This window comes from Streptomyces sp. NPDC058195, from assembly GCF_042883525.1.
Taxonomy (GTDB): Bacteria; Actinomycetota; Actinomycetes; order Streptomycetales; family Streptomycetaceae; genus Streptomyces.
On record NZ_JBHVVM010000013.1, the window covers coordinates 167732 to 179733 of the forward strand.

A 12002-nucleotide genomic window follows, 5' to 3' on the forward strand; every position below is an offset into this window, starting at 1 on the left:
CGCGGCGGCCCAGGACGCCGGGGCGTGCGGGGGTGATCACGGCGACGCCGGCGCGAGGCCCGAAGCCCCTTCGGACCGGCGCCCCGCCGCCGCCCGGTCGCGCCGGGTGCGCGGAGGCACTGGACGGGCGGACACCGGGGGTGCCGTGGGCGAAGGCCGCGCAGCAGCGGGCGCCGGACGTCCGAGCCCCGGCGTCCGGAGCTCAGACGTCCGAGCCCCGGCGTCCGGAGCTCGGACGTCCGAGACCCGGGCGGACGATCCCGGGCCGTCGGTCCCGGAGTCCGTCGCCTTCACGGCCGGGGCGGACCCTGCCGCGTCCGTGCCCGCGTCCGCCCGGACCTTCTGGCCCTGGCGGCACGGCGGAGGGCGGGATATGGGAGCGTGAACGGGTGAGTGAGACGACGACTGAAACCCTGCAATACCGCTTCGACGGGCCCGAAGACGCACCGATCCTGGTCCTGGGGCCCTCTCTCGGCACGTCATGGCACATGTGGGACCGGCAGATACCCGAGCTGACCCCGCACTGGAGAGTCCTGCGCTACGACCTGCCGGGCCACGGCGGCGCCCCCGCCCGCCCGGCCAGTGCCATCGGCGACCTCTCCGGCCGGCTGCTCGCCACCCTCGACAGCCTCGGGGTCCAGCGGTTCGGGTACGCGGGCTGCTCCATCGGCGGCGCGATCGGCGCCGACCTCGCGCTGCGCCACCCGAACCGGGTCGCCTCCCTGGCCCTGATCGGCGCCTCGCCCCGGTTCGGCAGCGCCGACGAGTTCCGTCAGCGCGGCGTCGTCGTACGCACCAACGGGCTGGAGCCGATGGCCCGCACCGCTCCCGAGCGCTGGTTCACCCCCGGCTTCGCCGCCGCCCAGTCCGCCATCGTCGACTGGGCCGTCCAGATGGTCCGCACCACCGACCCCGGCTGCTACATCGCCGCCTGCGAGGCCCTCGCCGCCTTCGACATCCGCGGCGAGCTGGGCCGTGTCACCGCCCCCACGCTCGTCCTGGTCGGTTCCGAGGACCGGGTCACCGGCCCCGGGGATGCCCGCACCCTCGTCGCGGGCATCCCCGACGCCCGGCTCGCGCTGGTCCCCGGCGCCTCCCACCTCGCGCCGGTCGAGCAGCCCGCCGCCGTCACCGACCTGCTGCTCACCCACTTCTCGTCGGCCTGGCAGGACACCCTCGCCGCCATCCCCGTCCCGGCGCCCATCCCGCAGCTCTCCGCCCCCGTGCTGCCCGTCGCGGAGATCACCGCCGCCGCACCGCAGCCCCCGAGCACCACCGGACGTCCCGACCCGTACGAGCCCGGTCTGAAGATCCGCCGCGAGGTGCTGGGCGACGCCCATGTGGACGGGGCCCTGGCCGCCGCCGACGACTTCACCGGGGACTTCCAGGAGCTCGTCACCCGCTACGCCTGGGGCGAGGTGTGGAACAGGGAGGGCCTGGACCGCCGCACCCGCAGCTGTGTCACTCTCACCGCGCTGATCGCCTCCGGCCGCCTGGAGAGCCTGGCCGCGCACGTCCGGGCCGCCCTGCGCAACGGTCTCACCCCGGCGGAGATCAAGGAGGTGCTGATGCAGACCGCCGTGTACTGCGGTGTGCCCGCCGCCGGTGCCGCCTTCTCCGTCGCCCAGTCCGTGATCCAGGAGGAAACCCGCCCCCGGCCGTAGCAGGATGGGCCCATGGACGCCGTGAACCCCGTGCACCCGACCCTGACCAAGAAGACGCACTCCTGCATCCGCCTGGAGAAGGACGGGCGCACGCTCGTCATCGACCCGGGCGCCTTCTCCGAGCCGGACGCCGCCGCCGGTGCCGACGTGCTGCTGGTGACCCACGAGCACCCCGATCACTTCGACGAGGGGCGGCTGCGCGCGGCGATGGAGGCCGACCCGTCGGCCGAGATCTGGACCCTGCGCAGCGTCGCCGACCGGCTTGCCGCGGCCTTCCCCGGCCGGGTCCACACCGTCGGCCACGGCGACACCTTCTCCGCGGCGGGCTTCGACGTGCAGGTGCACGGCGAACTGCACGCGGTGATCCACCCGGACCTCCCGAGGATCACCAACATCGGCTTCCTGGTCGACGGCTCGCTCTTCCACCCGGGCGACGCGCTCACCGTCCCGGACCGGCCCGTCGACACCCTGATGGTTCCGGTGATGGCCCCCTGGAACAAGATCTCCGAGGTCATCGACTACGTACGCGAGGTCGCGCCGCGCCGCGCCATCGACATCCACGACGCGCTGCTCACCGATCTCGCCCGCCCGATCTACGACCACCAGATCGGCTCCCTCGCGCCCGCCGACCACGGACGGCTGGCCCCCGGCGAATCGACGGGCCTGTGACCGCCGCCGGTCCGGCGGCTGTCGGTGCCAACCGCTAGGTTTACGTACATGCGCATCGCCACCTGGAACGTCAATTCGATCACCGCCCGGCTCCCGAGGCTGCTGGCATGGCTGGAGAGCAGCGGCACGGACGTGCTGTGCATCCAGGAGACCAAGTGCGCCGCCGAGCAGTTCCCGGCGGACGCCCTCCGCGAGATCGGCTACGAGTCCGCGGTGCACGCCACGGGCCGGTGGAACGGCGTGGCGCTGGTCTCCCGGGTCGGCCTGGCCGATGTCGTGGAGGGGCTGGCGGACGGCCCGGAGTACGACGGGGCGCAGGAGCCGCGGGCGATCTCCGCGACCTGCGGTCCGGTCCGCGTCTGGTCGGTCTACGTGCCCAACGGCCGCGAGATCGAGCACCCGCACTACGGCTACAAGCTGCGCTGGTTCGAGGCCCTGCGCAAGGCTGTCGCCGAGGACGCCGGAGGTACGCGGCCCTTCGCGGTGCTGGGCGACTTCAACGTGGCCCCGACCGATGACGACGTCTGGGATCCGGCGCTGTTCGAGGGCGCCACGCATGTCACCCCCGCCGAGCGCGCCGCCCTTGCCGCGCTGCGCGAGGAGGGGCTGTCCGACGTCATGCCGCGCCCGCTCAAGTACGACCGCCCGTACACCTTCTGGGACTACCGCGAGCTGCGCTTCCCGAAGAACAAGGGCATGCGGATCGACCTGGTCTACGGCAACGCCCCGTTCGTCGCGGCCGTCGAGGACAGCTACGTCGACCGCGAGGAGCGCAAGGGCAAGGGTGCCTCCGACCACGCCCCGGTGGTCGTGGACCTCGCCGTCTGAGCCCGTTGTCAGTGCCGGGGGCTAGCGTGGTTTCGTCCTTAATCCCGCTTGCTGGCTGCTTGCTGTGACCGAGGACGGCCCCGCCCGTTCAGCGCCGGGCGGGGCACCACCATCCCGCCGGTCAGGCCGCGGGAGCCCCGGCCTCAGCCTTGGCTCCCGCCCCTGTCCGCGCCCCGGCCATGACCGGCAGGGCGGGCCCCAGGGCCAGGGCCATCAGCACGGCGCTCACCCACAGCGGGGACCGGAAGCCGAGGTCCGCGCCGATCGCCAGTCCGCCCAGCCAGGGGCCGAGCGCGGCCCCCACGTTGAACGCGGCCGTGGCGAACGAGCCGGAGAGCGTCGGTGCGCCGGGCGCCAGCCGGAAGACCCAGGAGATCAGCGCCGTACCGGTGCCGAACGCGAGCATCCCCATGACGAGCACGAGCGGCACCGTTGCGTAGGTGCTTCCCGAGGTCAGTGCGAATCCGGCCCAGCCCGCCGTCAGCGCCAGCAGCCCGGCCGCGGTGAAGCCGGCCGGGCGGCTGTCCGCGAACCGCCCGGCGGCCGTGACGCCGAGGAACGAGCCCAGCCCGAAGAGCGCCAGCAGCCCGGGAACCCAGGCCGGGCCCAGCCCGGTGACGTGGGTGACGAGCGGTTCCACGTAGGAGAACGCGCAGAAGGTCGCGCCCTGCACGAGCGCCATCGTCACCAGGACCAGCAGCAGCCGCGGCGCGGCCAGGGCCCGCAGTTCGACGCGGGCGGGCACCGGGTCCGCCGAGGGCCGCCCCGCCGGAACGCTCTTCGCGATCACCAGGACGGCCGGTACGGAGACCAGGGCCACCGCCCAGAACGCCGACCGCCACCCCCAGTGCCCGCCCAGCGCCGCACCGGCGGGCACTCCGGCCACACAGGCGAGGGTCACGCCCCCGACCACCACCGAGGTGGCGCGGGCCCGCGCCCCGGGCCCGGCCAGGGAGACCGCGGTGACCAGGGCCACCGCCCAGAATCCGGCGTTGGCCAGCGCCCCGACGACCCGGGTCGCCAGCAGCAGCCCGTATCCGGGGGTGAGCGCGCCGACGACATGGACGGCGCAGAAGACGCAGAGGAAGAACACCAGGGCGCGGCGGCGCGGCCAGTTCCGGCTGAAGAGCGCCATCAAGGGCGCCCCCAGGACCATTCCGACCGCGAAGGCCGAGGTCAGCAGCCCCGCGGCGGGGATGGACACGTGCAGGTCGGCGGCGATGTCCGAGAGCAGACCGGACAGCATGAATTCGGAGGTGCCCTGGGCGAAGACGGCGAGCCCGAGCGCGTAGACGGCGAATGGCATGAAGAGACCCCATGGAAGGCTGACAGAGGGACCGAACAGGGGGTGTGGGCCCGCACCCGCCCGGCAGGAGCGGGCGGCAACGCGGAAGAACGTCCGGGGTGATCACGGACATGACCCGGCGGAGACGCGCGGGAGGAACGCGGGCCCACACAGCGGTGGTCCTGCGGCAGTGGCCTGTCGACTGCGGATCGGCCACCGGCGGACCGGTGGCTAGCCTCTGTCGGACTCGGGGCTGGACATGGAGGCGAAGGTACCAGCCCGGAACGTTCCGCCTCCACCCCGGTTCTCCCGGCCCCGGTGCTTCACTCCGGTGTCACCGGTGCGTTGCCCGCCCGGCGGACCGCGCGCCCTGTGGTGCGCGGCGTGGCCGGGATGCGACCCTGAGTGGTATGAACATCCCTTTCTTGGACAACTGGCGTAAGCGGCACGGCGGGGTGCAAGGCGAGGGGCTGGCCGCCGCGTTCGCGGATGATCCCGAGGGCGTGGCCGAACTCCTGGCCGAGTGCGAGCTGCTCCGGGTCCGCGCGGGGCAGCGCGGGCTCCGACTGGACGACAGTCCGGCGTCGTTGGCGGGACTCGACCAACTGCCGCCGCACTGGCGCGACGATCCGGAGGAGCTGCCCTGGCTGGGCAATGACGCGGGCCTCTACCTCGGCACGGTCCTGGTGCGGAACGTTCCCGGAGCGGTCTGGGGTGTCCGGCCCGGCGGCCAGCCCGTGGTGCGGCTCGCCACCGGCCGGGAGATCGACGTGGTCGGTGCCGGGCTGGACTGGGCGATGGCGGGCAGCCCCGAACTCTCGCAGGTGTACTCGGAATCCGCCGAAGGATAAGGCGGGTCCGACGACAAGCACATAAGACGCCTTATGCCTCATTTATGCGTGTCGGGGGCGAAGTCCCTTTTCGGGATGGATAGTTTGCGCTGACCTCGGCACAGAGAAAAAGTGGGTAGGGCAGCGTATGGCCGTCGATCCGTTGATCGAACTGCGGGACGTCAACAAGTACTACGGGCAGTTGCACGTACTGCGGGACATCAATCTCACCGTGGGCCGCGGGGAGGTGGTGGTGGTCATCGGCCCCTCGGGCTCCGGCAAGTCGACACTGTGCCGGACCATCAACCGGCTGGAGACGATCGAGTCCGGCCGGATCGCGATCGACGGCAGACCCCTCCCCGAGGAGGGCAAGGGGCTGGCCCGGCTCCGGGCCGAAGTCGGCATGGTCTTCCAGTCGTTCAACCTGTTCGCGCACCGCACTGTGCTGGCCAACGTCTCGCTCGCCCAGATCAAGGTCCGCAGGCGGAAGAAGGACGAGGCCGACCGGCGCTCCCGCGAACTGCTGGAACGGGTCGGACTCGCCGCACACGCCGACAAGTTCCCCGCCCAGCTCTCCGGCGGCCAGCAGCAGCGCGTCGCCATCGCCCGAGCCCTCGCCATGGACCCCAAGGCGCTGCTCTTCGACGAGCCCACCTCGGCACTCGATCCGGAGATGATCAACGAGGTGCTGGAGGTCATGCAGCAGCTCGCCCGGGACGGCATGACCATGGTCGTCGTCACCCACGAGATGGGCTTCGCCCGCTCCGCCGCCAATCGCGTGGTCTTCATGGCCGACGGACGCGTCGTCGAGGACCGCACCCCCGAGGCGTTCTTCACCGCTCCGGAGAGCGAACGCGCCAAGGACTTCCTGTCCAAGATCCTCAAGCACTGACGGGGGGTTCCGCATTGCGCACCGTACCGCGTACGAGAAGAGTCCTGGCCGTCTGTGCCGCCCTGCTGCTGGGTGTGCTCGCCGCCGCCTGCGGCAAGGAGGGCAGTCCGCCGGTCAAGGGCCCCAAGCCCGATCAGCTCCCGGTGTACAAGGTCGACACCGCCTTCCGGCTGCCCGCCTCGCCGACCTGGACGAAGGCGAGGAAACGCGGCTACCTCCGGGTCGGGGCCAAGGAGGACCAGCCCTACCTGGGCGAGAAGGACCCCGCCACCGGCGTCTACTCCGGCTTCGACATCGAGATCGCCAGGATGATGTCGGCTTCGCTCGGCTTCGACCCGAAGACGATCCGCTTCCGGACCATCGCCTCCGCCAACCGCGAGACGGCCCTGCAGAACGGGCAGATCGACTACTACGTCGGCACCTACACCATCAACGACATGCGCAAGAAGCTCGTCGGATTCGCCGGGCCCTACTACATGGCCGGGCAGGGTCTGCTGGTCCGCACCGACGAGCACGGCATCAACGGCCCGCAGGACCTGGCCGGCCGGACCGTCTGCTCGGCCGCGGGATCGACTCCGTACCAGCGCATCGCCGCCGAGTTCCCGAAGGCGATCCTGGTCGCCTACGACACGTACTCGATCTGCGTCGACAACCTGCTCACCTACCAGGTCGACGCCGTCACCACCGACGACGCCATCCTGCTGGGCTTCGCTGCCAAGGCGCCCGACGAGATGAAGGTCGTGGGCAAGCCTTTCTCCCAGGAGCCGTACGGCATCGGCGTCCCGCGCAGCGACAACGCGCTGCGGTTCGCGCTCGACGACGCGCTGGAGGCCAACCAGAAGAACGGCAACTGGAAGAAGGCGTTCGAGGCCACGCTCGGTCTGTCCGGGGCACCCGCGCCGACGCCGCCGCCCATCGACCGCTATCCGGCTGCCTGAGGAGGCGGGCATCGCACATGAACGTACTCACCGACAATTTCTCGCTCTACGGCAAGGGCTTCCTGGGCACCGTCGAGCTGACCGTCTACGCCTCGGCCCTGGCCCTGGTCCTCGGCTTCCTCATGGCTTCGTGCCGGGTCGCCCCGGTCGGCTCGCTGCGGGTGATCGGCACGGTCTGGGTGACGGTGCTGCGCAACACCCCGCTGACCCTGCTGTTCTTCGCGGTCCTGCTCGGACTGCCCCGCTTCGGACTCGTCCTGCCCTTCAAGCTCTTCGCGGTCCTCGCGCTCGGCTGCTACACCTCCGCGTTCATCTGCGAGGTACTGCGCTCGGGCATCAACACCGTGCCGACGGGGCAGGGCGAGGCAGCGCGCAGCCTGGGCATGACGTTCGGACAGACACTGAGCACCGTGGTGCTGCCGCAGGCGTTCCGGACGGTGATCCCGCCGGTCGGCTCCACGCTCATCGCCCTCGCCAAGAACTCGGCGATCGCCGGGGCGTTCAGCGTCACCGAACTGCTCGGCACCTACAAGACCCTCAACGAACTGGGCTACAGCATCATCTGGTCGTTCGTCTGGATCGCCGTCGGCTACCTGATCATCACCCTGTCCATCAGTGCGCTCTTCAACGTGCTGGAGAAGCGCTGGGGAGTCGCCCGATGACCACCCGCACCGCACCCGCGGCCACCGCGCTCTACGACATCCCGGGCCCGGCGACCCGCAAGCGCCACCGGCTCTACGGGATCGCCTCGACGGTCCTGATCCTCGCCCTGGCCGGCTGGGTGATCTATCTGCTCGTCGACACCGGGCAGTTCGCCGCCGCCAAGTGGGCCCCCTTCCAGTACAAGGGCATCCAGGAACTGCTGCTGCGGGGGCTGGGCAACACCCTCAAGGCGTTCGCGTACGCGGCGGTGCTCTCCCTGCTGCTCGGCGGCGTCCTCGCGGTCGGCAGGCTCTCCGAGCACCGGGCGGTGCGCTGGATCGCGACGCTGCTCGTGGAGTTCTTCCGGGCCATGCCCGTGCTGGTGATGATCTTCTTCATCTTCGTGGCGCTGAAGGTACAGCCGCTGCCCGCCCTGGTCGCCGGGCTGACGCTGTACAACGGTTCGGTGCTCGCCGAGGTCTTCCGTGCCGGGATCAACTCCGTGGAGCGCGGCCAGGGCGAGGCCGCGTACGCCCTGGGCATGCGCAAGACACAGGTCACCACCTTCGTCCTCGCCCCCCAGGCGGTGCGCGCCATGCTGCCCACCATCATCAGCCAGTTGGTCGTGGCGCTGAAGGACACCTCGCTCGGCTACCTGATCACGTACGAGGAATTTCTGCACGCGGGCAAGCTCATCGCGTCCAACCTCGACTACGATCTTCCCTTCATCCCGGTGGTGATGGTGATCTCGCCGATCTACATCGGGATGTGCATGCTGCTCTCCTGGTTCGCGACCTGGGTGGCCAAGCGGGAACGGCGCAATCCGAAGATGAAGGCCGTGGAGATCGCACCGGCCGAACCGGGGACGCTGCTGCCGGGAGTGCAGTAGCCGGGGCCGCCGCGAGGCGGTTCCAGCAGAGCGGTGCCCGCCCGGCAGCAGCCGGTGATCACTTCTCGTACGGGACGACGGGCCCGTGCACCGGGCCTTCCCGGGCGAGAAGAAGGTCAGCTGCGCCGGGCCGGGCGGTGCTCGACCAGCTGCCTCCCCGCCGGAGTCCGGAGGGGAAGGCGGCGGTCAGGTCCGTTCACGCCGACGTGCCCGTGCCCCGCAGCGCGCTCTTCGCCTGCCAGTCGGCCCACGACACGTTCCACGCCCCGTAGCCGTTGCCCTCCGCCACGGTGCCCTTGGCATCCGCGCCGGTGATCTCGAACGGGTCGCCGGCCCGTACCTGCCCGTACAGCGCACCGGCGTTCGCGTCGCTCATCCCGAGGCAGCCCGAGCTCCGGTTGGCGACCCCGAAGTAGGCCGCGTTCCAGGGCGCCGCGTGGGCGTACATCCCGGACCAGGTCAGCCGCATCGAGTAGTCGACCATCTTGTCGTAGGCGTCACCGAGGCCCACCGTCTCGGAGCGCATGTTGATCGTGCCCTCCTTGGACATGAGCACGGCCGTGCCGCGCCAGGACGCCTTCTCGCCGCCGGGGGTGCCAGCCGACATGGGCACGTCCATCACGGTCTTCCCGTCCCGCTTCAGCGACAGCCGGTGGCGGTCGAGATCCACGGCGACGACCTGATCGGCGCCGATCGTGAAGGTGGTCCGGTAGTCGCGTACGAACCAGCCGCCCGACGGGCCGGAGTCGATGCCGTTGAGATCGGCGTCGAGCGTGACCTTCGTACCGGACTTCCAGTACTCCTTGGGCCGCCAGTCGACGCGGTCCTTGCCGGAGTAGTCCTGCAGCCAGCCCCAGGAACCCTCGGTGTCGTCCGAGGTGGAGACCTTCAGGGCCTTCTCGACGGCCGCCCGGTCCTTGACCGGGTGGTCGAAGACGACCGACAGCGGCTGGGCGATGCCGACCGTGGTGTCTTTGCCGGGGGCCAGTGTCAGCTTGTTGACCTTCTCCGCGTCGGCGGTGGTGAACCCGGCCTTCGCGCTGCCGCCCCCCGCGGTGCTCGCCACCACCCCGTACGTGGTGCCCGGTGCGGCCGGGCGCCCGGATGTCCAGGTCCGGCCGTCGGCGGATATCCGGCCGGTCAGCGCCGCGCCGCCGTCCGCGTTCACCGTGACCGCCTTCAGCTTCCCGGAGGCGAGGGTCACCTTCACCGGCTTGCCGGGGGCGGCCCGGTCGCCGTGCAGGTTCACCGAGATCCTGGGCTCCTCGGCGGCCGCGGTTGCAGAACCGCCGCCCTTCGCCGAGTCCGAGCCCGAGTCCGAGGCGGCGGCCCCGGAGCACGCGGTGAGCAGAGACCCGAGCACCGCGGTACCGGCGATCAGGGAAAGCCGGACCGGGCGGCCGAGCGGAGCGGAACGGCGTACGGGCCGACGTGCAGCGATCAACGGAAATACCTCCAAGGCATTGTTCTTCGTCGAGGGAGAGGCGTACATCCGACGATAGGTTCCGCAAATCAGCCGAAAACCGGGAAATGCCCTGTGTGACATGTACCGCAGCACAACGGTCATCGTCCGGTCACATGCGGGGCCTCCCGCACCCGCGCGCGGCACGCGCGGGTTACCCTCCACGCCTGACCCGACGGCCGGAGAACAACGGGGGACACATGGGCGCAGCGGCGAAACGTACCGAGGCCGCGGCCCCGGAGCCCCCCTCGGCACCCGCCTCAGCGCCCCCCACGGCACCCCGCTCGGCGCTGCGCGACGGTGCCGTCATGGCGGCCGGATCCCTCGTCTCCCGGGCGACCGGCTTCATCCGCTCGGCGGTCGTCGTCGCCGCACTCGGCACCGGCCTCCAGGCCGACGGGTACAACGTCGCCAACACCGTGCCCAACATCCTCTACACCCTGCTCATCGGCGGCGCGCTCAACGCCGTCTTCGTCCCCGAGCTGGTCCGCGCGACGAAGCAGCACGCCGACGGCGGAGCCGCGTACACCGACCGGCTCCTCACCCTGTGCACCGTCGGTCTCCTCGCCCTCACCGGCCTCACGGTCCTCGCCGCCCCCTGGATCGTCGAGGTCTACGCCCCCGGCTACGACGGAGCCCAGGCGGACATGACCGTCGCCCTGGCCCGCTACTGCCTGCCGCAGATCCTCTTCTACGGGCTGTTCACTCTCCTGGGCCAAGTCCTCAACGCCCGGGACCGGTTCGGCGCGATGATGTGGACCCCGGTCCTCAACAACCTGGTGATCATCGGGGTGTTCGGGCTCTACCTGGCTCTCGCGACCGGCTCCGACGGGGTCCTCACCCCGGAACGGGCCCGGCTGCTCGGCTGGGGCACGACCGCCGGGATCGTCCTCCAGACCCTCGCCCTGCTGCCCGCACTGCGCGCCGCGCGATTCCGCTGGAGGCCCCGGTTCGACTGGCGGGGCAGCGGCCTCACCCGGCCGCTGCGCGCGGCGGGCTGGCTCGTCGCGCTGGTCCTCACCAACCAGATCGCCTACTGGGTGGTGACCCGGCTCTCCACCACCGTCGGTCTGCGCGCCGAGGACCAGGGGCTGGCGGGCGGCGCCGGATACACCGCGTACAGCTACGCCTTCCAGCTGTGGGTGGTCCCGCACGGCATCGTGACCGTCTCGCTCGTGACCGCGCTGATGCCCCGGATGAGCCGCGCCGCCGCCGACCGGGACCTGCCGGCGCTGCGCCACGACGTCTCCTACGCCCTGCGCACCTCGGCCGCGCTCGTGATACCCGCGGTGGCCCTGCTCTTCGCGCTGGCTCCGTGGGCGATGGGCGCGGTGTACGGGTACGGGCGGACCGGCGGCGCGGACATCGCCGTGATGGCGGGCATGACCATGGCGTTCGCCCCCGGCCTCATCGCCTACTCGGGGCAGTACGTGCTCTCCCGGGCCTTCTACGCGATGAGTGACACCCGCACGCCCTTCCTCCTCAACCTGGTGATCGCCGCGCTCAACGCCGGACTCGCGGTGGCCGCGTATCTGCTGCTGCCGCCCCGCTGGGCCGTCACGGGAATGGCCGGGGGCTACACCGTGGCCCTGTTCGCGGGCTTCGCCGCCACCGCGTACGTGCTGCACCGCAGGCTCGGCGCAGGGACCTCGCCGCTGCGCTCGGCCGCGCTCGGAGCGCAGCTCCGGCTCGTGGCGGCGGCGGTCCCCGCCGGGCTGCTGGGATACCTGGCCGCGTGGGCCTGCGCCGGGGCCGGGGACTTCGCCGCGCTGGGCGCGGGCACGCTCGTCCTGCTGCTCACCGTGGCCCTGCTGGCCCGCCCGCTGCGGCTGCGGGAGGTCAGCGCGGCGATCGGGACGGGCCGGGCCCGCCTGCGGAGGGCCTGAGTCCGGAAGGTCTCCCT

11 protein-coding genes are annotated in these 12002 nt (G+C 71.5%); 9 read left to right on the forward strand and 2 right to left on the reverse strand.

The window, feature by feature from the left end; all coding sequences use genetic code 11:
• The first annotated feature begins 389 nt into the window (after positions 1-389).
• The 3 genes from pcaC to ACFVWY_RS18485 are packed head-to-tail and all read left to right on the forward strand — an operon-like array spanning position 390 to position 3161.
• Positions 390-1664, forward strand: a complete 1275-nt coding sequence (gene pcaC, locus ACFVWY_RS18475; protein WP_389873262.1) for a 4-carboxymuconolactone decarboxylase — start codon at positions 390-392, stop codon at positions 1662-1664.
• A gap of 12 nt (positions 1665-1676) precedes the next feature.
• Entirely contained in the window at positions 1677-2333 is a 657-nt protein-coding gene (locus ACFVWY_RS18480; RefSeq protein ID WP_389873265.1) for an MBL fold metallo-hydrolase, read from the forward strand.
• A 48-nt stretch (positions 2334-2381) separates the two neighbouring features.
• Positions 2382-3161, forward strand: coding sequence for an exodeoxyribonuclease III (locus ACFVWY_RS18485; protein ID WP_389873268.1), 780 nt, complete (start codon positions 2382-2384; stop codon positions 3159-3161).
• Positions 3162-3282: 121 nt separating this feature from the next.
• Here ACFVWY_RS18485 and ACFVWY_RS18490 read toward each other — a convergent pair whose 3' ends face one another.
• Entirely contained in the window at positions 3283-4467 is a 1185-nt protein-coding gene (locus ACFVWY_RS18490; protein WP_389873271.1) for a Cmx/CmrA family chloramphenicol efflux MFS transporter, read from the reverse strand.
• Positions 4468-4856: 389 nt separating this feature from the next.
• Between ACFVWY_RS18490 and ACFVWY_RS18495 the strand changes: the two genes are divergently transcribed.
• The 5 genes from ACFVWY_RS18495 (at position 4857) to ACFVWY_RS18515 (ending at position 8637) form a co-directional block, all read left to right on the forward strand.
• The gene (locus ACFVWY_RS18495) at positions 4857-5297 is read left to right on the forward strand and encodes a DUF6278 family protein (protein WP_389873273.1); all 441 of its coding nucleotides are present in this window, start codon (positions 4857-4859) and stop codon (positions 5295-5297) included.
• A 127-nt stretch (positions 5298-5424) separates the two neighbouring features.
• On the forward strand, positions 5425-6168 hold the full coding sequence (locus ACFVWY_RS18500) for an amino acid ABC transporter ATP-binding protein (protein WP_389873276.1): 744 nt from the start codon (positions 5425-5427) through the stop codon (positions 6166-6168).
• Between the two features lie 14 nt (positions 6169-6182).
• Positions 6183-7106, forward strand: a complete 924-nt coding sequence (locus ACFVWY_RS18505; protein WP_389873278.1) for a glutamate ABC transporter substrate-binding protein — start codon at positions 6183-6185, stop codon at positions 7104-7106.
• 17 nt (positions 7107-7123) lie between these two features.
• Positions 7124-7768 carry an amino acid ABC transporter permease gene (locus ACFVWY_RS18510; protein ID WP_389873281.1) on the forward strand — a complete coding sequence of 215 codons (645 nt, stop codon included), beginning with the start codon at positions 7124-7126 and terminating at the stop codon, positions 7766-7768.
• On the forward strand, positions 7765-8637 hold the full coding sequence (locus tag ACFVWY_RS18515; protein ID WP_389873284.1) for an amino acid ABC transporter permease: 873 nt from the start codon (positions 7765-7767) through the stop codon (positions 8635-8637). The genes ACFVWY_RS18510 and ACFVWY_RS18515 overlap by 4 nt, the downstream gene beginning before the upstream one ends.
• A gap of 196 nt (positions 8638-8833) precedes the next feature.
• Here the strand turns inward: ACFVWY_RS18515 and ACFVWY_RS18520 are convergent, their stop codons facing one another.
• Complete coding sequence (locus ACFVWY_RS18520; RefSeq protein WP_389873287.1) at positions 8834-10081, reverse strand: Ig-like domain-containing protein; 1248 nt, start codon at positions 10079-10081, stop codon at positions 8834-8836.
• A gap of 218 nt (positions 10082-10299) precedes the next feature.
• Between ACFVWY_RS18520 and murJ the strand changes: the two genes are divergently transcribed.
• Entirely contained in the window at positions 10300-11985 is a 1686-nt protein-coding gene (gene murJ / locus ACFVWY_RS18525; protein WP_389873289.1) for a murein biosynthesis integral membrane protein MurJ, read from the forward strand.
• Positions 11986-12002: the final 17 nt, after the last annotated feature.

What these genes read in the sequence shown, in the direction of transcription:
- ACFVWY_RS18480 (WP_389873265.1), top strand. Translation starts at nt 1,677, where the DNA reads ATGGACGCCGTGAACCCCGTGCACCCGACCCTGACCAAGAAGACGCAC.
- ACFVWY_RS18485 (WP_389873268.1), top strand. Translation starts at nt 2,382, where the DNA reads ATGCGCATCGCCACCTGGAACGTCAATTCGATCACCGCCCGGCTCCCG.
- ACFVWY_RS18510 (WP_389873281.1), top strand. Translation starts at nt 7,124, where the DNA reads ATGAACGTACTCACCGACAATTTCTCGCTCTACGGCAAGGGCTTCCTG.
- ACFVWY_RS18515 (WP_389873284.1), top strand. Translation starts at nt 7,765, where the DNA reads ATGACCACCCGCACCGCACCCGCGGCCACCGCGCTCTACGACATCCCG.
- ACFVWY_RS18500 (WP_389873276.1), top strand. Translation starts at nt 5,425, where the DNA reads ATGGCCGTCGATCCGTTGATCGAACTGCGGGACGTCAACAAGTACTAC.
- ACFVWY_RS18490 (WP_389873271.1), bottom strand. Translation starts at nt 4,467, where the DNA reads ATGCCATTCGCCGTCTACGCGCTCGGGCTCGCCGTCTTCGCCCAGGGC.
- ACFVWY_RS18495 (WP_389873273.1), top strand. Translation starts at nt 4,857, where the DNA reads ATGAACATCCCTTTCTTGGACAACTGGCGTAAGCGGCACGGCGGGGTG.
- murJ (WP_389873289.1), top strand. Translation starts at nt 10,300, where the DNA reads ATGGGCGCAGCGGCGAAACGTACCGAGGCCGCGGCCCCGGAGCCCCCC.